A 23,461-nucleotide genomic window follows, 5' to 3' on the forward strand; every position below is an offset into this window, starting at 1 on the left:
AATGGGGGATGGTTCGGAAATTCTGAGTGGTTGAGAATTTAGAGAGTAGAAGTATAAATGGATAAAGATTGGTCTGGGAGTCTGGATTATGTGAATTACAAAGTTGTATGAATGAATATTATTTAAAATTTAAATTTACATTTTAAGTTCGAATTTTGAATAATGAATAAGAGAATTTTAGTTATAATTTGGATTAACAGAATTAATAATAATTAATTGTCGCAGATTTAGTAATGAGGGGTGATTCTAGTATATTGAATTACTCCTTTTTTATATTCTCAAAACATAACAATAGTATCATTAGTTGTTTTATTGTTGATAATATTTTAATAAAAAGATATACTATAATAAGTAAAATAAATAGGAGGTTACGTAGAATGGCTAATGTTTTAGACGAGTTATTAGATCGTGGATACATAAAGCAATTTACTCATGAGGATGAAACTAGAGAATTGCTAGAAAAGGAGAAAATAACTTTTTATATAGGCTTTGATCCAACAGCAGATAGTTTACATGTTGGACATTTCATTGCGTTAATGTTCATGGCACATATGCAAAAAGCAGGACATAGACCAATAGCACTTCTTGGTGGTGGAACAGCAATGGTAGGAGATCCATCAGGAAAAACTGATATGAGAACAATGCTTACAAAAGAGCAAATTCAACATAATGTTGATTCAATAAAAAAGCAAATGGAGAGATTTATAGATTTCTCTGATGATAAAGCAATATTAGTTAATAATGCAGATTGGCTATTAAACTTAAATTATGTAGATTTCTTAAGAGAAGTTGGAGTTCATTTTTCTGTAAATAGAATGCTTACAGCTGAATGCTTTAAACAAAGGTTAGAAAAGGGACTTTCTTTCTTAGAGTTTAATTATATGTTAATGCAAGGATATGACTTCTACGTATTAAATCAAAAGTATGGTTGCAAAATGCAATTAGGCGGAGATGACCAATGGTCAAATATGATTGCTGGTGTTGAATTAGTTAGAAGAAAGGCTCAAGGTCAATCAATGGCAATGACTTGTTCTTTATTAACTAATAGCCAAGGACAAAAGATGGGAAAAACAGTAGGGGGAGCTTTATGGCTTGATCCAGAAAAAACTTCACCATTTGACTTTTATCAATACTGGAGAAATGTAGACGATGCAGATGTAGAAAAATGTTTATCATTATTAACATTTGTTCCAATGGATGAAGTTAGAGCAATATGTTCTGTAGAAGGAGCAGCTATAAATGAAGCTAAAAAGCGTCTTGCTTTTGAAGTTACAAAGCTAGTTCATGGAGAAGAAGAAGCAACTAAAGCTAAAAGTGCAGCAGAAGCTTTATTCTCAGGTGGAGTTGATATGAGTAATGTTCCTACAGTAACTATAAGTAAGGAAAAGTTAGGATCAACTATTTTAGATATAATGGCTGAAAATAAAATAGTTCCATCTAAAGCAGAAGGAAGAAGATTAATTCAACAAGGTGGCTTATCTTTAAATGGAGAAAAAGTAACTGAAGTTACTAGAACTTTAGAGGAATCAGATTTAGAAGATGGTTCAGCATTACTTAAAAGAGGAAAGAAAAACTATAATAAAATAGTTGTAGAATAGAAATTCAACAGTTGTAGAATAAATTTTAGAAATTTATAATGAAAATAAAAAAAAAGAAATTCAGAGATTTTATCTGAATTTCTTTTTTACTATGTTTCTAATTTGGAATTATATAATCATAGATAGAGTTTATTTGAAAATTAAGCATTACTTATACTAGCTTAACTTTTATTGTCTAATGGTAAAGTAATATTTACTTTTATTTCATTACCATTAACTATGCTGATTGAACCATTATGATCTTTAATGATTTCGTTACATAGATACAATCCTAAGCCTGTACTATATTCATCATCAGAAAACTTTGACTTTGTAAATGGTTCAAAAATATGATTGTAAACATCTTCTGGTATGGGATTTTCAACGATGTTAGTAATCTCTATATTATATTTATCACCAGAAGTATAGGAGCTTACAGTAATTATAGAATCTTTGCTAGAATATTTTATTGCATTATCTAATACATTAATTAAAACTTCTTTTATTTTATTTGGTTTAAAGTGTACTGTTTCTTTTGATATGGTTGAGTTTATTTTTAAAGTATATTTTTCAGCTTTAATACTTAAATCAGTAATTGTTTGATTAATAATCTCAGAAATTTCTATATCTTCATAAGTATCTTTTATAGAGGATAATCCTTTTGAAATTTTTATTATTTCAAGTACTAATGTATTTAATCTTTCACTTTCTGAGTGTATTCTATCAATAGCTCGATATTTAAATTCTTCATCATCTACAACATTTTCTAAAATCATTTCTGAATATCCAATAATTGAAGTCAAAGGTGTTTTAAGTTCATGAGTAACAGTATCAAAAAATATTTTCCTGCTTAAAGCTAATTTTTCAACCTTTTCTTTTTCTTTTTCAATATCTAAAATTTGATCTTGAATTTTAGATTTCATATTAATAAACTCTCTAGATAATATAGATATTTCATCATTTTCTTTTGCATTGACATCTATATTTATATCATAATTTCCTACACTTAATTCTTTTGAGGCTGAAGTTAATTTTTCTATGGGATTAACTATTTTATTTGTTAATCTATAAGAAATAGCAAATATAAAAATAATAAGTGATATTTCAATTAGAGTTAATATGCTTGTAGCTTTCATATAATCTGAATAAAGATAAGTATAGTCTTTAGTTAAATTGATTATTCCAATATAAGATTCATTAATTATTATTGGATAAGAAAGCATTCCAATAAGAGTGTTATTATTATATTTTATATCAACAATAGTTTTACCAGATTTAATATTAGAAAGATTTTCAGTAAATTCAATATTAGCTTTTTCTAAATTAGAAGCAAGTACATTACCATCTATATCGCATATTTGAAGCTTGCTATCATAGTTAATAGAAATATATTCTATCAAATATTTACTTTCTTGAGATAAGGCTTTATCTTTATAGAGATAATTTCTTACTGACAATGTATATTTAACAGATTCACGAGTACTTTTCATTATTTCTTTTAAAGAAGAAGTAACTGTGCTTTCCATATTGTTTTTTAATATTTTTCGAACAGATATATTTAATGAAATACCTAATAAAACAATTGTCAGAGTAATAATTAAAGTGAATTTAAATTTAATTTTCATATTTACCTCATCATATATCCAACACCAAAGACTGTTTCAATTACTGATGGTTGTCCATTCGTATCAAGTTTGCTTCTAATCCTTCTTATATGAATATCTATAGTTCTTATGTCACCATCATAAGAAAGCTCCCAAATATTATCTATAAGTTGTTCTCTAGAAAAAACTTTATTTCTGTTTTGAACAAAGAATTCAAGAAGCTCATATTCTTTCGGTTTCAATTGAATAACTTCATCATTTTTTAAAACAGTTCTGTTATTAAAATTAATCTTTATATTTGAATTTATCTTAATGAAATTTTTATTATCTTTAGAAGAAGACTTTTCAATACGTCTAAATACAGCCTTTATTCTGCTTGTAACTTCTTTTATATGGAATGGTTTAGTAATATAATCATCAGCTCCAAGTTCAAGGCCAAGAACTTTATCAAATACATCATTTTTAGCAGTAAGAATTATAATAGGAATAGTATATTTAGAGTTTATATCTTTACAAAAGTCAAAACCACTTCCATCAGGCAAGTTTAAATCTAATAAAATTAAATCTGGTAAAGTGGTATTTAAAAAATCATTAGCCTCTTTTAGAGAAAAAACACTATGAGGTAAATAGCTTTCAGCTTTCAAAGTATGGAATAGTATATCATTTATAGATTTATCATCTTCAATAATAAGCACTTGAGCATTCATTACATATTCTCCTTAATATGGATATTATAATTTAATTATATTAAATATATTTTAAATAATAAATAGAAGTATAAAACTATTAGTTGTAAATTGCGAAGCAATTTATTAATGAAAGAATGAAAGAATTAAGGGTGTTTTGCTACGCAAAACTTAAACTATAGGTGCCAAGCACTTTCTATTCAAAAATCCTGTAAGGTTTTTACCTTAATTTTTCATTCCTTCATTTTTTCATTTTTTAATTATTTTGCTTCGCAAAATATAACTAAGGTGTATATTGTCTGTAGATTGAGTAAGCAACTCCATTTTTTAGTTCTATCCAACATAGGGTTTCTCTATGAGTTATAGGTTTTCCATCACTTATATCTAAATCTCCTATATCCATAGGATTTCTTAAATCAATATAATTTATAAAATCATTAAATGAAGCTTTTTCATTTATAGAAGAATTTTCTGGTGGAGGCACATTATATCCTAAAGCTAGAAAATCGTGATTTAATAATTGGAAGCTGCAATTACTTGATATCTCATAGGTGGTTAATTTACTATTATTATTTCTTATATAATAACCATCTGGAACATAAGGCTCTCCATTTTCTTGATAAGCAATTTTTTCGTTATCTTTTAATGCTTCTCTTAAAGCAATTTCATTTCCAAAGTAAAATTCAACTAAGTCAACATCTATATAGGTTTTTCCATCAATAGTATAGATATTATTGATACATCCAATTTGTTTATCATAAACATTTTCTAAAACTGTTAAAGTAAATTCTACTTGTCTTCCATACTCTTCGTTAATACCATAATAAGTGAAAGTGCCAGCAGTAGTAGTATCAACATTTGATACGTTCCATGTTAAAGGAAGTAAAAGTGAAATTCCATTTATATCAGTAGTTACACTTCCAGGAAGATTATATTCTGACTCTTGGTAAACAGAATCTGTAAGCTTAATTATTTCAAATTTAGATGATATTTCTTTAGCTATTGTTTTCATGTTTTCAGTATCAACATTATTAGCTAAAGCAGATTTTATTATAAAGTAAGCATCATCAAGTTTATTTGAATCAATATAAATATCTTTAATTTCTAAATATAAATCTTTATTAGATTTATCTAAAGAAATTGCTTTATTAAAATAAGCTTTTGCTTCATCATATTTATTATCAGCAAGAAGTTTTTTAGCATTAGTAATAGCTTCATCAACTTCATTTTCTTCTACTAAAATTTCACTTTGAGTATCATTAGAAACTGTTACCTTTTTTGTTGTGTCTGTACAAGAAAAGAGTGAAGTGCTTAGCATTAAAAAAATTGGGATAATAGCTAGTTTTATAAATCTTTTATTCACTGTAAAGTCTCCTTTTTAAATTTATAAATATTTTCTAGATATAGAGTATACATTGTTATTTTTGCTTTCAATCCAACATAAAGTTGTTCTATGAGTTGTTATTTTCTCACCCAATTTTTGATTATTATCTAGGTACATCTTATTCATCATATCAATATAATTTTTGAAGGTTTCATAAGGAACTGTATTGAGTTCAGGAAGCTTTGACTCACTGTCATAACCCAAGGCAAATAAATCGATAAAATATAGCTGGAATATACAATCTTTTGAAACTTCGTAAGTAGTTATAGTGCTATTATTATTTCTTATATAATAACCAAATGGAAGAAAGTATTCTCCTTTTTCTTCATCATATGCTGCCATATTATCTTTTTTAGATTCAGTCAAAGATTCGTCCAAACCTTCATATAATTCAACTAAATCAACATCGATATAAGTCTTTCCATCAATAGTATATATATTATTAATAGACCCAATTTGCTTATCATAAACATTTTCCATAACTGTAATTTCCATATTTACTTTTCTACCATAATCCTCATTAAAGCCTTCATAAATAAATGTCCCTGCAGTTGATGAATCAACTACTTGATTATCCCAAGTTACAGGAAGCGATATAGATTCACCTGAAATTACAGCTTTGACTTCATTTGGTAAGGTATAACTAGTATCTTGATATATGGATAGGTTCATGTTAATAGATTCAAATTTAGATGAAATATCCTTTAAAATTAATTTCATATTTTCAATATCTATATTATTTGTTAAAGCTGTTTTTATAATGAAATAGGCATCATCAAATCTATTAAAAGACAAATATATGTCCTTAATTTTTAAATAAATATCTTTATTACTTTTGTCTAATGATAAGGCCTTATTAAAGTATTCCTTAGCTTCATTAAAATTATTTTCAGTAAGATATTTCTCACCAGTTTTTATTGCCTCATTTATTTCATTTTCTTCAGAAGAAATTTCATTTTTAGTATCTTCCGAGATAGTTATTTTCTTTGAAGTGTTTTGGCAAGATACAAATGTTGATGATACAGTAATAATGGATATAATAATTATCTTTGAAAAAAGTTTTTTATTCATTTTTAACCTCCAGTTAAATTCTATATTTATATCATATAAGGAAGAAATTTCTAAAGATTATATAGTTATTTCTAAAATATTTCCAAATGAAAATTATTTTGATAATAGAGTTTCTAAAGTTATATATGCTAAGGTGTTAGATAAAGTATTCGACATTATAAATAATATAGATGTATATGAGGTGAAGATATGCCAGGAGTTTTTAATGTAGGTAATTCATATAATACAAATAATAAAAGAATATCTAGTAAGTTAACTTTTGATTCTGGTGAGAAGTTTTCAGGTAAAATAATTAAAAAAGATGATAAAAATGAAGTTACTATAAAGCTAATAGATGGTTGGGAATTTTCTGCACAAATAGATGGAGATGTAGAAGGATTAGAAAGTGGATTACAAAGATTTCAAGTTGAAGGCTTTATTGATGGAAAACTAAAGTTAAAAGTTATTGCTAAGAATATCAAAGGTGATGAGTTAGCTCAAGGTGAGTTTAATGATATAATTTCTAGTTCAGGGCTAGGTAAAGAGGATGTTACTTTATTAAAATCAATGTTAAAGTTTGATATTCCTCTTACTAAGGAAAATATAAGAGAAATTAAGGGATTAATTCAATTTTTAGATAAAATACAAGCAAATCCAAAGGAAATAGATGAATTTATATCTAAGTATTTAATGGGGAAAGGAATATCTCAAAATAGCAAAGAAGGAATAAAAATTAATAATGTATTAAAAGAGTTTTTTGTAGAGTTTAAAACTTTATCTCATGAGGATATTTTATTGTTTATTGAAAATGATATGGAGTTTAATAAGGAAAATATAAAAGGATATAATAATTTATTTAAAGGAAAAGAAAATATATTAAAAGTACTTGATAACATTTCTAATTCAATACCTGAACTTAATGAATTTTCAAAGGATAATATGATAAAAAGTAATTTAAAGCAAGGTATTGAAGGATTAGATACTAGTACTATAAGTCCTAAATCTATAGATGTAGATGGACAAAATATACAAGAACAAAGAATTACAAAAACACCACAATATATTAATGGGCAAGAGGCAAGTGTAAATAATAAATTAGCTAATGATGTTTATCAAAAAAGTGATATGGGAAATGCTAAAGTTAGTATTTTATCTATTCTTAAATCTATATCAGGACAAAGTGAAGAGTTACTTAATACATCCTTAAAAGATATAATAAGCAATAGAAGAATGGAATTCACAAGTAGTGAATTTGATAGGGTTTTCAATTTAATAAATACTATAAAACCAGAAGAATTAATAAATAAGCTTAAAGAAACTATATTTGAATTTAATGAAATTGGTGCCAAAAACATAATAGATGATTTTAGTGATTATTTAAATAAAGCTAATAATGAAACTTTAGGTGTAAAAGAGGCGTTAGATTTTAGCAAAGGACAATTAGAAAAGGTACTTTCAAGTGTTATTGGAAATGATGTAACATTAACAGAAGAGGAATTTTTAAAATTAAAAGATGTTATTAATTTAAAGAATCAAGAAATTATAGATAGTGATACTAAACAAGGTCAAAAGGTAAATGATTTAGCAAAAGATATATTAACTAAAGATAATATTATTGGAATTAATAGTAGTAATATTGATAAAGTAAATATAAATGAAAATAATATAATAAGCAAAAATCTAACTACAAGTATTCCTAAGAAAGAATTAGTAGAAGCTTCATTAAATAAAGTAGCTGAAGGTAATAAAGAAATAATTAAAGATTTAATATCTAATTTAAAAAGCGAATCAGTAATATCAGAGAAAATTTTAGATATTATAAAAAATAACATTAGTGATATAAAAGTATTTAATAAAATAAGCTCAGAATATTATTATGCAGATATTCCAATTAATATAAAGGAAAGAGAATATCCTTGCAAGATAATAGTAAAGGATAATAGAAAAGAAGGTAAAAAGATAGATAGTACAAATGTTAAGATGGTAGTTACTGTTGAAACTAAGAATTTAGGTATAATAGATGGTTATATGCAAGTATTAGATAAAAAAATAAATATAGAATTAAAATGTGAAGAAAGATTTGTTAAAATAATTGATATGACAAAGATAAAGTTAGTTAATAATATAGAAAACATGGGTTTTTTAGTTAATGTGAAAGTATCTAAGAAAGAAAATGAAGTTTCCTTAACAACATGTAGAGATTTCTTCAGTTCAAATGCTGGAATATCCCTTGATAGGAGAGTATAAACTAAATATCTTAGGAGGAGAAATGAAATATAGAAAAAAAGCAGCAGCTTTAAAATATGAAGAAAATTTAATGGCTCCAACTGTTACTGCAAGTGGTATGGGACATATTGCAGATAAAATACTTGAAAAAGCAGAGGAAAATGACGTTCCTATAGTGTATAATAAGGAATTGACAGATCTGCTTTGTAATGTAGATATAGGTGAGTATATACCATCTGATCTTTATGAAGCGGTAGCTCATATAATTGCATATGTGACAGACTTAGATAGTTTTTAGATGGATAAAAGTAAATAAATACTTAATATGCTTTTGAAATATGGGCTTTCATATTAGTTTAATAAATAATATTATATAGGTAACCTAATATATAATGTTAAGAAATTTATGTCAGAAAGGTGAGTAGATTAAATGGCTTTATATGCTATTTCAGATCTTCATCTTGCTTTTACAACAGACAAACCAATGGACATATTTGGAGCAAAGTGGCTTAAGCATGATGAAAAGATAAAAGAAAATTGGATAAAAAAAATTACAGATGAAGATACAGTGCTTATAGCTGGAGATATATCCTGGTCAATGAGATCAGATGAAAGTAAAGTTGATTTAGATTGGATAGATGCGTTACCAGGAAAGAAGATAATTTCTAAGGGAAACCATGATTATTGGTGGGGTGGAATATCAAAGCTTAATAGAATGTATGAAAATACGAAATTTCTTCAAAATAATTTTTATACTTACGAGGATTATGCTATTTGTGGATCTAGAGGTTGGATTTTAGAAGGTAGTGATAGATTTACTGAAAAGGATAAAAAAATATTTGATAGAGAAATTATAAGATTAAGGCTTTCATTAGATAAGGCAAAAGAAGCAGGATATGAAAATATAGTAGTTATGATACACTATCCCCCAATGAATGAGAAAAGAGAAAGTTCAGCATTTACTGATTTATTTAAAGAGTATGGAGTAAAAAAAGTAATATATGGACATTTACATGGACCTTCATTAGCAAATGTTCTTAATGGAGAACATGAAGGAATTGAATATTTAATGACAGCATGTGATTTTTTAAATTTCGATCCAAAAAAAATATTATAAAAAATAAACTATAAAGTATATTATTAAATTTACTTTATAGTTTATTTTTTATATACCCTTTTTAAAGATGAAAATTTAAGGAATTACGAAAATTGTGAAAATTAGGATTGACATTATCAACCGAATTAAGGTAAAATTTTCTATGTAAATGAATACAAATCAAATTAGCGTGTAACTATCAGAATAGGCATTAGCTAAAAAGAGAAGACTCTCTTTTTAGCTTTTTTTTTATTACTTTAAGATTTGTATATTCGTTTAAAAAATAATTTAAACCCTTAAGGAGGAAATTATTAATGAAAAACGTTAAAAAGCATATAGCTAAAGCCCTAGCTATAACCATTACTTCAAGTATGCTTACTTCTATACCATTTGAAGTACAAGCTTCTGTAGGTAATAAAATAAGTGCTGATAATATAAAGATATCAGCGAAAAGCAATACTTCTGGCCATGATGTAGAGCTTGCTGTTGATGGTGATCCAAATACTTATTGGGAATCATCAAATCATTATAGATGGGTAGAATTAGATTTAGATGGAACATATGATTTATCAGGAATTAAGTTAGTTAATAAAACCAATGGATATTATAATTATAATATTTATGTGACAACTGATGGAGAAAATTATACAAAAGTTGCATATAAAGATAACGAAGAAAAGGCAACAGTTGAAGGTGATTTATATAATTTAAATAATGTTAAGGCATCTAAGATAAGAATAGATGTAACATTCAGTTCAGAGAATAATGATTCAAATATAGCTGAAGTTGAACTATATGGTGAAAAAGTTTCAGATGTAAAGCCAGAAGAAAAAGCTATAAGTGTAGAGAACTTTAGTGAAACAAAATGGGCAGAAGAATATAATAAATTTGAAAATAATCAAGATTATGCATCTCAAAAGACAATAAAAGAAATGCATGATATGGTAGGAAGAGTTATTGGAGATGAATACAAAGATAAGTTCCAATTTGAGTTAATAAGCCAAACTTCATCAGGAACAGATGTTTTTGAAGTTGAGGATGGGGCTGATGGAAAGGTAGTAGTTAGAGGAAATGATGGTGTATCACTTGCATCAGGATTCAATTATTATTTAAAAAATTATGCAAAGGTTATGTACAACCCTATAATGGGATCAAATTTAAATATGCCAGAAGTTTTACCTAGTGTTGGAGAAAAGGTTGTGATAGATACACCATATGAACAAAGATATTCTTTAAACTTTTGTACTTATTCATATACAATGGCATTTTGGGATTGGAATGAGTATGAAGCATTTTTAGATTGGTCAGCAATGAATGGATACAACTTAATTTTAGATATTGTTGGACAAGAGGAAGTTTTAAGAAGAACTTTAAATAAATTTGGATATTCAGATGAAGAAATAAAAGAATATATATCAGGTCCAGGTTATTTTGCATGGTTCTATATGCAAAACATGACAAGCTTTGGAGGACCATTACCAAATAGTTGGTTTGAAGATAGAACAGAGCTTGGAAGAAAAATGCATGATAGAATGCAAACTCTAGGTATAACACCAGTACTTCAAGGATATTCAGGTGGTGTTCCTTTAGATTTTACTGAGAAAAATCCAGATGCTCAAGTTATTAAACAAGGTGAGTGGTGTGGTTTCGATAGACCTGACATGCTTAGAACCTATGTGGCAGAAGGCGAAGAGGATTACTTTGCAAAAGTTGCAGATGCATTTTATGAAGCACAAAAAGAAGTTTTTGGTGAAGTAAGCGATTACTATGCTGTTGATCCATTTCATGAAGGTGGAAATACTGGAGGATTAGATAATGGCACAATTTATTCAACAGTTCAAAATAAAATGTTAGAGCATGACGAAGATGCAATATGGGTAATTCAGCACTGGCAAGGAAATCCGGATAATGCAAAGCTTTCAGGTCTTAATAAAGAGCACTCATTAATATTAGATCTTAATTCAGACTTAAATCCAGACTGGCAAAGGTTTGACAACCAAGATTTACCTTGGGTATGGAATATGCTTCATAACTTTGGTGGAAGAATGGGATTAGATGGGCAGCCGGAAATATTAGCGAATAATATCCCAAGTGCCTATGCAAATTCAGAAAACATGAAGGGGATAGGTATTACTCCAGAAGCAATAAATAATAGTCCAATAGTTTATGAGTTAATTGGAGATATGATTTGGACAAGAGATGCTATAGATTTTAGACAATGGACTATGGATTATATTGAAAGAAGATATGGTAAGGAAAATGCTGATATTCAAGAAGCATGGAGAATATTATTAGAAACTGCATATAAAAAGACAAATGATTACTATCAAGGAGCAGCAGAATCAGTAATAAATGCAAGACCAGATAAGCAAATCAATAGTGCTTCAACATGGGGACATAGTAAAATACCTTATGATAAGGCAGAGTTAGAAAAAGCTTTAGAACTATTTATAAATGCATATGAGGATTTAAAAGGTAGTGAAGCATTTATATATGATTTCCTAGATGTAACAAAGCAAGTTTTAGCGAACTCCGCACAAGAATATCATAAAGAAATGGTTGCTGCTTATGATAACGGAGACATAAATAACTTCAAAAAGATTTCTACTCATTTCCTAGAGTTAATAAAGCTTCAAGAAAATGTTTTATCTACTAGTCCAGAATTCTTAGTAGGAACATGGATAGAGCAGGCTAGAACTATGCTTGAAGGTGCAGATGATTGGACTATGGATTTATTTGAATTCAATGCAAGAGCCTTAATAACTACATGGGGGGATTATAAAAATGGTTCTTTAAAGGATTATTCAAATAGACAATGGGCTGGTTTAACTAATGATTTATATTATAAGAGATGGGAAATGTGGGTTAATAACGTAACAAATGAATTAGAAGGAAAACCTACTCAAAATATAAATTGGCATAAAGTTGAATATAAGTGGGCTAATGAAAAAACTACTGAAAATAATAAATATGCAACAACAGGTTCAGGAGAAGATTTAGGAGCTCTTGCAAAAGAAGCTATGGATAAATTCTCTGTAACTAATATGGAAGCATTCTTAGAAGGTGGATCAAGTGCAGTAGAGAAGGCTAATATTGCACTAGGTAAAAACGTAATAATAGAAGGCGTTGAAACAGCTTCAGGATTCCCGGCATCTAATTTAACTGATGGAACTACAGGAAGTGCGTGGATGGCATCAGAAGCTAAATGGCCTGTTACAATGACAATAGATTTAGAAGAGGAAAAGAATCTTAACGGGATAGCTTTTGCTCCAAATCAAGCAGCAGGTGGATTCCCAATAACTTATAAAGTAGAAGTTAGAAACGGAGATAATTGGAGTACTGTTGCAGAAACTATTGATGGTACTATTACAGGAACCATATCAATAGATTACAAAGGAACTGCTAATGCTGTTAGATTTACTTTTAATAGTACAGATTCAACTCTAGTGCCAGAAATGAGAGAATTAATGGTATATGAAAGTGCAGAACAAAAAGTAGAATACGATAATATTGCTCTTAATAAAGCAGTAGATGTAAAAAATGTAGGTACAGATAGACCAGCATCAAATATAACAGATGGAGACGATAATACATTCTGGTCTGCAACAAGTGAAGGAATAGGTGCTGAGATAACTGTAGATTTAGAAAAGAATGAAATGGTTGATTTAGTAGAGCTTGTTTTCGAAAAAGCAAAATTACCATTCCAATTTGAAGTGAGAGCAATTGAAGTGGACGGAACTGAAACAACTATTCTGGACAAAAAATCAGAAGTTAATGCACTTGAAAGAAGATATCAAATTCCTGTAGGAAGGGAAATAAAAGGTATTAAATATATATTAACAGGTAAAAGTGGTGCTGGTGACTTTCCGGGGGCATGGGCAGCTTTAGCTGAAATTAAGGCTTTAAGAGAAAAAGAAGTTGTAGTTGAAGCAGTAAATGTAGCTTTAGACAAACCTGTAACAGGAAGTGAAGCACAAAGCGGAAAACCTCTTTCAAATATAACAGATGGAAAAGAGGATACATTATGGATATCAAATGGTGGAGTAATACCAGCAAATGCTCAAATTGATTTAATTAACTCGTATTTCGTTGAAAATATTGAGTTAACCTTTGAAAAGGAAGGGCTACCATTCCAATTCTATGTTGATGTAATTGACTCAAATGATGTAGTTCATACAGTATTAGATATGAGAGAAAATGATACAGTCATAGATCGTAAATACACAATACCTGTAGGAAAGAATATTAAATCTATAGATGTTAAAATAACTGGTAATAATGGACAAGGAAATGCTTATTTAGCATGGCCAGCCATAGCAGAAGTTAAGGCTTACTCAAAGCCAGAAAATGTAGCTTTAAATGCAATAGTAAATCCAGATACAGGAGCAGCATTAGTAGATGGAAATGAAACAAGTGGAATTGCAATAGAAGCAGAAGACGCTAAAGAATATGTTATAGACTTTGGTAAGATAGTGGATATTAACACAATTGAAACAATAGGTAAAGCAGATGGTGGATTAAAATACACAGTTGAGTATAGAAGTATGGAAGATGAAAATGAGTGGATAAGCTTCTTAGATAAGAGCGCTAACACTAATGCCTCAGAAAAATTATTAACTGCATTAAAGAATCCAGTTACTACAAATGCAGTGAAAGTTAAGTTTATTAATGAGTCATTTATTATAAGTGAGTTTAAAGCTTATAAGGCAGATACAACAGGTAAGCTATTAACTTATATAGGTGAATTAGAAAAAACTTATAATAGTGCTATTGTTGGAGAGCTTTCAGGACAATATCCACAAGAAGCTAAAGATGCATTATTATTAGCAATAAATGATGCAAAGGCTGCTTCAACCAAAGGAATTAATTCTATAGAAGTAGATCAAGAAATAGCTAAACTTAAGACTGCGTTAAATAGTTTCTATTCACAAGTTGTTACAATTAATAGAAGACCTCTATTAACAGCAGTTAGCGATGCTAATATAGTATTAAATGCTTTAAAAGATACTTTAAATACAGATGAGAAATTAGAAAGTAAAGCTATAATAGATGATAGAATAGCTAAATTAGAAGCAGGAATAGCAGAAGCAAATGGAGTTTATGAAACTAAGTCTGTAACTCAAGGACAATTAAATGAAGCTGAAGCTAAGTTAAGAATATTAATTGAGGAAGGCTATGCAGAATTAGATGCTCATAATAAATATAAGGTAGAGTTATCTATAGCAGAAGATCGAGTAAATAATGCAGTTGCTGGTGAAGGAAACGGACAGTATTTACAATCAGATATTGATGTCTTAAAAGCAAGTATTATAAAGTTAAAAGCAGATTATGAAATAGCTAAAACTGTGGAAGAAGTAAATTCTATTACAGAATCACTAAAAAAAGCTGTAAAGGATTTTGAAGCAAAAGTTATAGAAGTTAATAAGGAATCATTAGCTAATGCAATATCAGATGCTGAAGAAGTTGTTAATAATGCAGAAGGAAAATATTATTCCTCAGCAATCGAAGTATTTATAAATGAAATTAATAGTGCTAAGGCTATTTTTGATGATGCAAATGCTAGTCAATCATCAGTAAATAATGCAGTTAAATCTTTATTAGATGCACAAGCTAAGCTATTAGAAGCAATTCTTCCAGATAAAACTGAATTAAAGAATTTAGTTAATGATGCAAATACTTTAGTTAAGAAATTTCAAGGATATAATAGCTTAAAAGATTTAAAAGAAGAGTTAGAAGATGCAATTAAAAATGCTAATATTGTTATTGAAAATGAAAATGCAACAGCAGAGCAAATTTCAGAAGTAACTAATGTGTTAAAGAATAGTATTAGAAAATCAAATGATAGCATTAAAGAATTCGAATCAGTTTCAAAATCTGAGCTTCAAGATACTATAGATAAAGCTGAAGCCTTAAATAAAAAGGATTATACAAAGAATAGTTATTCTGTGTTAGAAGAAGCTATTAAAGAAGCTAAAAAACTTATAAATAAAAAAGAGGTTACTCAAAGTGAGGTTGATGCAGCTACTGCAAGAATTAATAATGCTATAAAAAATCTTGTTAAGATTAATCAAGATAATAATGGCGGAAATAATAACGGTGGAAGCAACAATAGCGGAAGTAATAACAGTGGAAACAATAATGGTTCAATCAATAATGGAAGCAATAACAGCGGTAACAACAATAACGAAAATAGTAATTTACCACAAACAGGAGGTGCTTCACCTATAGTAACCTTAGTTTTAGGTAGTGCGGTTGCAGCAGCTGGTGGACTATTCTTAAAAAAGAAAAAAGAAGATTAATATAAAGTAAATTTATCTACATCTTAGTGATAACTAGGATGTAGATTTTTTTATTAAAAAATTACATTTAATTAGAGTGGCTTACTAGATATTTATATAAAAATACTATTATATGTTAAAAAACTAACAAAATTTTATAAATAATTGATATAATGGGTCAAGAGTTATTGACATTCAATATCAATTGATTATAATTATAAATATAGAAAATAATGTAAGGGGGAGATTGCATGACTATTTACAACATGAAAGTAGGTCAAACTGGTACAGTTAGGGATATAGTAGGGGATCCAAGGCTAGCGAAGAGGTTAAAAGCTTTAGGTTGTGTAAAGGGGACACAAGTAAAGATTAAGTTAATTGCACCACTTGGAGATCCAATATTAATATCTTTTAGGGGATTTGACTTAGCTATTAGAAAGAATGATGCAAAAAATATATATTTAAATGTTTAAGGAGATGGGGAAATGATAAATGTAGCATTAGTAGGTAATCCAAACACAGGAAAAACTACAGTATTTAATGCTTTAACAGGATCAAAACAATATGTAGGTAACTGGCCTGGAGTAACTATCGATAAAAAATATGGATTTATAAATAAAGATATGAAGTTAGTTGATTTACCAGGTATATATGCTATGGATACCTATTCTAATGAGGAAAAAATAGCAAGAGCTTTTTTAGAGTATGAAGATGTCGATGTTATAATTAACGTAGTAGACTCAACAAATTTAGAAAGAAATTTATATCTTACAACTCAATTAATGCAATTCAATAAGCCTATAGTAGTTCTTCTAAATATGATTGATATAGCAAAAAAGAGGGGAATTAATATTGATCATAATAAATTAGCTAAAGAATTAGGCGTTACTATACTACCTATATCTGCAAAGACAAAAGAAGGTCTAGATAATATAGAAAAGACAATAGTCGAATCTAAAGAAATTATTCCAAGTTATAATATGAATTTTAAAACAGAAAAAGAGACATATACTTATATAGATAAAATTATTAATAAAAGTTCAAAAGAAAAAGGTAATTCAAAGTACATAGGGGAAAAAATCGATAAAATAGTACTTAATCCAGTACTTGCATATCCAATGTTTTTATTGGCACTATTTATAATTTTTAAATTTACTTTCAGTTGGTTTGGACAACCTTTAGCAGATGGATTAGATGCTTTTGTTGCTGATACTTTTACACCTTTTGTAGAGGGCCTAGTTGGAAATTCTTCTGGATGGTTTCAATCATTAATAGTTGATGGTATTGTAGCGGGAGTTGGTGGAGTAATAGTATTCTTTCCAATAGTATTTGCACTTTTTCTTGGAATATCATTCCTAGAAGATAGTGGATATATGTCGAGAGTTGCATTTCTTATGGATAAAATAATGAGAAAAATAGGTTTATCAGGAAAGGCATTTATTCCAATAATAATGGGATTTGGATGTTCGGCACCAGCTATTATGGCAACTAGAACATTAGAAAGTGAAAAGGATAGAAAAATGACTGCATTACTAGCTCCATTAGTATCTTGTGGAGCACGATTACCAGTATATGCACTATTTGCATCTATATTCTTTAGTAGTAATCAAGAGTTAGTTGTAATGGGGATTTATCTTTTAGGAATAGTTGTAGCAATTTTAGTTGGATTACTATTTAAAAACACATTATTCAAAAAGGACGAGCAACCATTTATCTTAGAATTACCTGAATATAAACTTCCAAGTTTAAAAAGCATTATATTAAATGCATGGGATAAATCAAAAGGATTTATAGTTAGAGCTGGTACATTAATTTTTGCAGTATCAATAGTTGTATGGTTCTTAACTTATTTTAATATGAATGGATTTACAGATGAAATAAGCACAAGTTTCTTTGCTACTCTTGGTGGTTTTGTTGCTCCAATATTTGAACCGTTAGGTTTTGGAACATGGGAAGCTGGAGTATCAATATTAACTGGACTTGCAGCTAAAGAGGTCATAATAGGGACTATGGAAATAGTATATGGTGATTTAGCAGTTATCTTACCAATGATGTTTACTACTATAACAGCATTAACATTTTTAATATTTGTTTCATTATATACACCATGCTTTGCAGTTATAGGTGTTATGAGAAAAGAATATGGAAATAAGATGATGTTTTTATCAGTAGTATATCAATTTGTTTTAGCATGGATAGTTGCATATTTATTTAAATTTGTAGCTACTTTAGTAACCAGTGGAGTAACACTAAGCTATACTATACAATTTTTAATATTCCTAGCAATAGTAATTTTAGGAATTGGGATGTTAGTTAAGTATTTCAATAAAGAAACAGTAGGAAAAACAGCGCATTTAGCAGAATAACAGATAAGTTAAATAGGTTATACAAATGAAAAAAGTATAACCTATTTTTTTATGTATAATTCTAATCTAAATTCCTAAAAATATAAATAAGGCATTACAATATAATATATATTTCGATTTTACTATACTTTTTAAATAAGAATAATAACTAATTATTATTCTATTATAAAAATTAGGCAGATTATAATTGAAACATATATATTAAGTAAATATTGACAAAGGTAATATAATATTATAACATTTAATTGATAATGAATATCAATATTAATTGAAACAAAGTATTTGGAATAGGTGGTGTTATGCATGGAGAAAGTTGAATTTTATAAAGATTTATTTAATATGGAGGATAGAGAATCTATAAAGAAGTTTTTACTATATAACAGTTCTTTAGTTATAGCAGGAGTTAAGCCTTCAGTAACTGTGACTATTAATAAAAAATTAAAAAAAGTATATGAAAACTGGATTGAATATGGAGTAGATTTTTTAGAATCTATAAATTTAAACTTTATTAATTTAAGAGAAGATGACAATGCCTTAATAATATTAATTTATAATAATGATATTCTAAAAAGACATATATTTAAAGATGAAAATATAGAGTTTTTAAGAAAACTTGGATATGAAGTTAATAATGATATTTCCTACTATGTTGAATATTTAAAGGAAAGGTATGAAGAATTCAAATGTCCACATGAGCTTGGTATATTTTTAGGAATTCCAATTAGTGATGTAAAAAGCTTTATGGAATGTAGTTATAAAAATTGTCTAGGATGTGGATATTGGAAAGTTTATAGCAATTATGAAAAAGCATTAGAAATATTCAATATATATGATGATGTAAGAGAAAAAACAATGGATAAAATTGTAGAAGGAGAATCCATTGATTCGATAGTAAACAATATAATTTTTAGCAATTACGATAAGATTAAGTTTTGCATATAAGCAAAATTTTATAAATTGAGAATTAAACTTAATGATATGTATTAACTTTCCGATTTTTATATAATATCGAATACAATTCTAAATTTAAGATATCTAATATGACTAAATTTTTATAACTCACTGCGCTCAAACAATAAAAATTCTTAACGCCATCTTAGATATCTTAAATAAGAATTGTAGTTTCTCATTATAATAAAATCTCCAATTTAATACATATCATTAATGAGGCTAATTCTTTATTTAATAAATTTAAGTGGCAAAATATAAGTTGGCGAAGATAAATAGACGGTGGAATAAGCATATAGCGAGCACTTCTTTGCACAGCTATTTAGCTTATGGAACATATCTAGTTATCGTAGCCTTATATTCGCATTATAAACAATTGAAAAGAAAGAGGGTATCTTAAATGAGTATAGTTGTAATTGGTGGTCATGATAGAATGAGTAGAGGTTATTTAGATGTATGTAAAAAATATAAATGTAAGGCTAAAATATTTACTCAAATGAAAGCAGGGTTAAATGATAAGATAGGTAGTCCAGATGTAATAATATTATTTACAAATATAGTTTCACATAAGATGGCTATAAAGGCAAAAAAGGAAGCTGAAAGAAAAAATATTAGAATAATTAATAATCATAATAGTACTATCAATTCTTTAGAGGAAATTATAAAAAATATAATATAACGTTGTTCATAAAAAATTAATAATAAAAATATGATATATTATTGAAAATGAATATCATTTAAAGTATAATTTTGTATTATATTTATCAAATGAAATTTAATATCAATGAAACGGGGGATTTATAATATGATGATCAATAAAAGGCTTATAAACCTTTGTAGTGATTCTAAAAAGTATATTGGGCTCACAATATTTGTGAATTGGCTTGCTATTATATGCAATATTATAATAATACTACTTATAGGACAGTTCGTAAATAATATCTATTCTGGCGAAATAACTAGCATATCAGATAAATCTATTTTCATATCTGGAGCAATAATAATTTTACTATTATGTATAAGATTTATCTGTAATATTTTATATGCTAAGTTTTCAAATCTAGCTTCATCAAAAGCAAGAATGACTTTAAGAGAACTTGTTTATAAAAAGCTATTAAAGCTTGGAAATGGGTATAGCAATGTAGAAAGTACATCATCCATAGTTCAAGTTATGGTAGAAGGTGTAGAGCAGTTAGAAATATATTTTGGTAAGTACTTATCACAATTTTTCTATTCATTATTAGTACCAGTAACATTATTTGTATTTATGAGTTTTATATCATTTAAAGCAGCTTTAGTATTTATTCTTTGTGTTCCACTTATCCCAGTATCTATAATTGCAATAATGAAAATTGCAAAGAGAATATTGAAAGATTACTGGAAGAGCTATTCAGATTTAGGGGGAACATTCTTAGAAAATCTTCAAGGATTAACAACTTTAAAAGTTTTTAATATCGATGAAGAAAGACATCAAAAAATGAATACAGAAGCAGAAAAGTTTAGAAAGATAACAATGAAGGTTTTAAGCATGCAGCTAAACTCCATTACAATAATGGATTTAGTCGCCTTTGGTGGAGCAGCAGCTGGTACAATAGTTGCATTAATTCAATTTAGTAGAGGGGAGATTGCTCCTGGAAGCTTACTTATAATTATTTTATTATCTTCAGAGTTCTTTATACCATTAAGACTTCTAGGTTCATATTTCCATATAGCAATGAATGGTATGGCAGCATCTGATAGAATTTTTGGAATACTAGATGCTAAAGAAAGAGAAAAAGACATAGACACTAATATTAAAGAAATAACTAGCGATATTACAGTTGAATTAAATAATGTTAGTTTTAGTTATGATGGAGAAAGAGAAGTTCTTAAAGACATAAATATGAAGATAACACCAAAAGGAATGGTTGCAATTGTAGGGGAAAGTGGTTCAGGTAAAAGTACAATAGCATCTATCATTTTAAATAACTATAAAGTTAATAAAGGGGAAGTATTACTTAATACAACTAATATAGAAAAGATTGATTTAGATACTGTTTATGAAAATATAGCTTTAATATCAACTAATAGTTATATATTTAATGGAACTATTTTAGATAATTTACTTATAGGAAAGAAATATGCAACTGATGAAGAAATAAGAAATGCATTAAAGCTTGCGAGGTTAGATAGTTTTGTAGATCGCTTAAAGGATGGATTAAACACAAATGTAGGCGAAGGCGGAAATGCTTTATCAGGTGGACAAAAACAAAGATTAGCACTTGCAAGAGCAATTCTTGCAGATAGAAAGATGATAATATTTGATGAAGCAACTTCTAACATAGATGTAGAAAGTGAAGAAGCTATTTGGGAGTCAATATATGAGCTTTCAACAGAAAAAACTATATTAGTAATATCACATAGATTAGCAAATGTAAGAGGCGCTAAAAATATATATGTTATGAATAAAGGAACATTATGCGAAGAAGGAACCCATAAAGAGTTAATGGATCTTAATGGATATTATCATAGCATGGTTGAAAAACAAAATGAATTAGAAGAAATTAGGGAGGTTTGTTAAAATGAAAAGAAGATCAGGCTTCCAAATAATGAAAAGATTAATAGTTGAGTTAAAGCCATTAGCTCCTATAATGTTAATTACTATATTTATGGGTGTTTTAGGTTTCCTAGCGGCTATTTCTATAGCTTCTTTTGGAGCTGTTGCATTAGGTGCATATATAGGAGATATAACTTTTATAAGTTTTAAAGGAGCAATGATAGTAATGGCTATTGCTGCACTTCTAAGAGGATTCTTAAGATATGGAGAACAACTATCAGGACATTATATTGCCTTTAAAATACTGTATATATTAAGAGATAAAATATTTACTGTACTAAGAAAGCTAGCACCAGCAAAGCTAGAAGGGAAAGAAAAAGGAAACTTAATTGCATTAATAACTTCTGATATAGAATTACTAGAAGTATTTTATGCTCATACAATTGCACCAATTTCAATTGCTATAATTACAAACTCAATTATATCAATAATTTTATTTAATATAAGACCAGTATTTGGTGTACTAGCTATTATATTCTTTTTAATAGTTGGCTTTCTAATACCATATGCTTCATCAAGCTTTGCAAAAGAAGCTGGAGTAAATTATAGAAATATATTTGGTGAAAGTAATAATTATGTTTTAGATTCATTAAGGGGTTTAAAAGAAGTATTATTATTTAAAAATGGACAAGAAAGATTAAATAAGATAAATGAAAATTCAATTAAGCTTAATAAGAGCTTAGATAAAATAAAAGAGCATGAAGGAATCATTAGAGCAACGACAGATATTACAATTATGATTGCTATATTAACTTTTGTAATACTTGGGACAAGTGAATATTTATCAGGAAGTATAAGCTTTACAACAGCTATAGTTTCAATAGTAATAATAGCTTCATCATTTGGACCAGTTGTTGCTTTAAGTAATTTATCAAATACATTACTTCAAACTTTTGCTTGTGCAGAAAGAATCTTCGATCTTTTAGATGAAAAGCCTCAAGTAGAAGAGGTAAAGGGAGAAAATGATATACAAGGAAAAGACATTGAATATAAAAATGTAAGTTTTTCATATCCAAATAGAAAAGAAAGTATATTTAATAATGCATCTTTAAATATAAAAAAGGGAGATAAGATTGCATTGATAGGAGAAAGTGGAATTGGTAAAAGTACATTTATAAAATTAATAATGAGATTTTGGGATGTTAATAGCGGAGATATAAAATTAGATAATATAGATATAAAAAATATTAATACAGAATCACTAAGAAGCTCTCAAACATTAGTTAGCCAAGAAACATACTTATTTAATGAATCAATCAGAGAAAATATAAAAATTGGAAATAAAGATGCTTCTGAATCAGACATAATAGAAGCAGCAAAGAAAGCTTCTATTCATGACTTTATATTAAGTCTTCCGAAAGGATATGATACCAAGGTTTCAGAGCTTGGAGGAAATTTATCTTCAGGAGAAAGACAAAGAATTGGATTAGCAAGGGCTTTCATAAAAGATAGTGATGTATTAATATTAGACGAGCCAACTAGTAATTTAGATGCTTTAAATGAAGGGGAGATATTAAAGGCTATAAATGAAAATTGTCAAGATAAAACTATTATATTAATTTCTCACAGAAAATCCACAACAGCTATTTGTGATAAGGTATATAAATTAGAAAATAAGCAAATTAAGATAAGTTAAAGTAAGATAATTTA

The 23,461-nt window shown here is 27.8% G+C and carries 15 protein-coding genes; 11 read left to right on the forward strand and 4 right to left on the reverse strand.

The window, feature by feature from the left end; translation table 11 throughout:
- Positions 1-377: 377 nt before the first annotated feature.
- Complete coding sequence (gene tyrS / locus J7M87_RS09335) at positions 378-1,598, forward strand: tyrosine--tRNA ligase (RefSeq protein WP_291650794.1); 1,221 nt, start codon at positions 378-380, stop codon at positions 1,596-1,598.
- Between the two features lie 161 nt (positions 1,599-1,759).
- Here the strand turns inward: tyrS and J7M87_RS09340 are convergent, their stop codons facing one another.
- The 4 genes from J7M87_RS09340 to J7M87_RS09355 form a co-directional block, all read right to left on the reverse strand.
- Complete coding sequence (locus J7M87_RS09340) at positions 1,760-3,202, reverse strand: HAMP domain-containing sensor histidine kinase (protein ID WP_291650795.1); 1,443 nt, start codon at positions 3,200-3,202, stop codon at positions 1,760-1,762.
- Positions 3,203-3,204: 2 nt separating this feature from the next.
- The gene (locus J7M87_RS09345; protein WP_291650796.1) at positions 3,205-3,888 is read right to left on the reverse strand and encodes a response regulator transcription factor; all 684 of its coding nucleotides are present in this window, start codon (positions 3,886-3,888) and stop codon (positions 3,205-3,207) included.
- Between the two features lie 262 nt (positions 3,889-4,150).
- Positions 4,151-5,230: a tetratricopeptide repeat protein gene (locus J7M87_RS09350; protein WP_291650797.1), complete on the reverse strand. Its 1,080-nt coding sequence runs from the start codon at positions 5,228-5,230 to the stop codon at positions 4,151-4,153.
- Between the two features lie 21 nt (positions 5,231-5,251).
- Positions 5,252-6,322: an Ig-like domain-containing protein gene (locus J7M87_RS09355; RefSeq protein WP_291650798.1), complete on the reverse strand. Its 1,071-nt coding sequence runs from the start codon at positions 6,320-6,322 to the stop codon at positions 5,252-5,254.
- A 189-nt stretch (positions 6,323-6,511) separates the two neighbouring features.
- On the opposite strand from J7M87_RS09355, the gene J7M87_RS09360 reads away from it, so the two are divergent.
- From J7M87_RS09360 to J7M87_RS09405, 10 genes are all read left to right on the forward strand, one after another.
- A complete protein-coding gene (locus J7M87_RS09360; RefSeq protein ID WP_291650799.1) occupies positions 6,512-8,548 on the forward strand; it encodes a hypothetical protein in 2,037 nt (678 codons plus the stop codon).
- Between the two features lie 22 nt (positions 8,549-8,570).
- Entirely contained in the window at positions 8,571-8,825 is a 255-nt protein-coding gene (locus J7M87_RS09365) for an EscU/YscU/HrcU family type III secretion system export apparatus switch protein (RefSeq protein WP_291650800.1), read from the forward strand.
- A 132-nt stretch (positions 8,826-8,957) separates the two neighbouring features.
- Positions 8,958-9,644: a metallophosphoesterase gene (locus J7M87_RS09370; protein ID WP_291650801.1), complete on the forward strand. Its 687-nt coding sequence runs from the start codon at positions 8,958-8,960 to the stop codon at positions 9,642-9,644.
- 293 nt (positions 9,645-9,937) lie between these two features.
- Positions 9,938-15,922, forward strand: coding sequence for an alpha-N-acetylglucosaminidase TIM-barrel domain-containing protein (locus tag J7M87_RS09375; protein WP_291650802.1), 5,985 nt, complete (start codon positions 9,938-9,940; stop codon positions 15,920-15,922).
- A 230-nt stretch (positions 15,923-16,152) separates the two neighbouring features.
- Positions 16,153-16,374, forward strand: a complete 222-nt coding sequence (locus tag J7M87_RS09380) for a ferrous iron transport protein A (RefSeq protein WP_097033711.1) — start codon at positions 16,153-16,155, stop codon at positions 16,372-16,374.
- A gap of 12 nt (positions 16,375-16,386) precedes the next feature.
- Positions 16,387-18,267, forward strand: coding sequence for a ferrous iron transport protein B (feoB, locus tag J7M87_RS09385; RefSeq protein WP_291650803.1), 1,881 nt, complete (start codon positions 16,387-16,389; stop codon positions 18,265-18,267).
- Between the two features lie 303 nt (positions 18,268-18,570).
- Positions 18,571-19,209 (forward strand): DUF3793 family protein, encoded by a 639-nt coding sequence (locus J7M87_RS09390; RefSeq protein ID WP_291650804.1) that lies wholly within the window; start codon positions 18,571-18,573, stop codon positions 19,207-19,209.
- A 406-nt stretch (positions 19,210-19,615) separates the two neighbouring features.
- Positions 19,616-19,894, forward strand: a complete 279-nt coding sequence (locus tag J7M87_RS09395; RefSeq protein ID WP_291650805.1) for a DUF2325 domain-containing protein — start codon at positions 19,616-19,618, stop codon at positions 19,892-19,894.
- Positions 19,895-20,020: 126 nt separating this feature from the next.
- Positions 20,021-21,775, forward strand: coding sequence for an ABC transporter ATP-binding protein/permease (locus tag J7M87_RS09400; protein WP_291650806.1), 1,755 nt, complete (start codon positions 20,021-20,023; stop codon positions 21,773-21,775).
- A 1-nt stretch (position 21,776) separates the two neighbouring features.
- Positions 21,777-23,447 carry an ABC transporter ATP-binding protein gene (locus tag J7M87_RS09405; RefSeq protein WP_291650807.1) on the forward strand — a complete coding sequence of 557 codons (1,671 nt, stop codon included), beginning with the start codon at positions 21,777-21,779 and terminating at the stop codon, positions 23,445-23,447.
- Positions 23,448-23,461: the final 14 nt, after the last annotated feature.

The sequence above is a fragment of the Clostridium sp. genome (assembly GCF_017888565.1).
Taxonomy (GTDB): domain Bacteria; phylum Bacillota; class Clostridia; order Clostridiales; family Clostridiaceae; genus Clostridium.

Coding starts and splice junctions, on each gene's coding strand:
- tyrS (WP_291650794.1), top strand. CDS start 378: ATGGCTAATGTTTTAGACGAGTTATTAGATCGTGGATACATAAAGCAA.
- J7M87_RS09340 (WP_291650795.1), bottom strand. CDS start 3,202: ATGAAAATTAAATTTAAATTCACTTTAATTATTACTCTGACAATTGTT.
- J7M87_RS09365 (WP_291650800.1), top strand. CDS start 8,571: ATGAAATATAGAAAAAAAGCAGCAGCTTTAAAATATGAAGAAAATTTA.
- J7M87_RS09355 (WP_291650798.1), bottom strand. CDS start 6,322: ATGAATAAAAAACTTTTTTCAAAGATAATTATTATATCCATTATTACT.
- J7M87_RS09345 (WP_291650796.1), bottom strand. CDS start 3,888: ATGAATGCTCAAGTGCTTATTATTGAAGATGATAAATCTATAAATGAT.
- J7M87_RS09360 (WP_291650799.1), top strand. CDS start 6,512: ATGCCAGGAGTTTTTAATGTAGGTAATTCATATAATACAAATAATAAA.
- J7M87_RS09395 (WP_291650805.1), top strand. CDS start 19,616: ATGAGTATAGTTGTAATTGGTGGTCATGATAGAATGAGTAGAGGTTAT.
- J7M87_RS09400 (WP_291650806.1), top strand. CDS start 20,021: ATGATGATCAATAAAAGGCTTATAAACCTTTGTAGTGATTCTAAAAAG.
- J7M87_RS09380 (WP_097033711.1), top strand. CDS start 16,153: ATGACTATTTACAACATGAAAGTAGGTCAAACTGGTACAGTTAGGGAT.
- J7M87_RS09375 (WP_291650802.1), top strand. CDS start 9,938: ATGAAAAACGTTAAAAAGCATATAGCTAAAGCCCTAGCTATAACCATT.
- J7M87_RS09405 (WP_291650807.1), top strand. CDS start 21,777: ATGAAAAGAAGATCAGGCTTCCAAATAATGAAAAGATTAATAGTTGAG.
- J7M87_RS09370 (WP_291650801.1), top strand. CDS start 8,958: ATGGCTTTATATGCTATTTCAGATCTTCATCTTGCTTTTACAACAGAC.
- feoB (WP_291650803.1), top strand. CDS start 16,387: ATGATAAATGTAGCATTAGTAGGTAATCCAAACACAGGAAAAACTACA.
- J7M87_RS09390 (WP_291650804.1), top strand. CDS start 18,571: ATGGAGAAAGTTGAATTTTATAAAGATTTATTTAATATGGAGGATAGA.